Source organism: Corallococcus sp. AB018 (assembly GCF_003986945.1).
Taxonomy (GTDB): domain Bacteria; phylum Myxococcota; class Myxococcia; order Myxococcales; family Myxococcaceae; genus Corallococcus; species Corallococcus exiguus.
In genome coordinates, this window is the sequence record NZ_RAWR01000467.1 from 1 (window position 1) to 801 (window position 801).

At 70.0% G+C, this 801-nt stretch carries 1 pseudogene; it reads right to left on the reverse strand.

The window, feature by feature from the left end:
* Window positions 1-123: 123 nt before the first annotated feature.
* Window positions 124-801: pseudogene (locus D7Y11_RS42765) on the reverse strand (hypothetical protein); the annotation flags it as partial.

Here is an 801-nt window from a genome sequence, read left to right on the forward strand (position 1 = left end):
TCCGTTTCGGCCGGAGCACACGCACTCGCGGCCGTTTGCTCCCCGCCATGGCGATTCATGCTCGCACAGCAGCGCTTATGCATCCTTTGGATGCATCAGAATCGTTAATTTTTTCTCATCCCCTCAGCCCTCGGCGACGGCCTGCACGCTGGCGCGGTAGATGAAGATGCGCGCGGTGTTGGTGCGGGTGTCGGCGGGGACGACGAAGAAGCCCGGGGTGGGGCCCTTGAAGTCCTGGGAGAAGCCGGCCACCTGGCGGCCGTCGTTGAAGGTGACGCGGATCTTCGAGCCCTCCGCCTGCGGTTGACGCGCGCCCGCGGCGAGCATGAAGAAGATGGCCTTCACGCGCTTGCCGGGGATGCGCTCCGGGGCGAAGCCGCTCTGCTGCTCCAGGGAGATGGTGTCCTCCAGGAGGTCCGCGTCGCGGATGGTGCCGCGCTTCACCTGTCCTTCGACGGTGTGGATGATGACGCGGTGTTCGCCTTCCACGAAGGAGTTGGCGGCGGACGCGAAGCCGGCCACCGGCGCTTCGAAGAGCGAGTCGTCCGCGGGGCGAAGGTGGTTGATGGCCACGGCCGCGGCCATGGCCGGCGCCGAGGGGGCCACTGGCGCCGGGCTCCGGAGCGTCGGGCTCGCGGGTGCAGCGGGAGTCAGCCGGGCCACGGGCAGGGAGGGCGCGGGCGGCGGAGGGATGGCCGCGACGGGCAGGGCGGGGACCTCCTCGACGAGCTCGATGTCGGCCACGGGCTCGGACTCCACCTCCTCGACTTCGAGGGCGGGGGTGGCGTCGAGCTCCGCGTC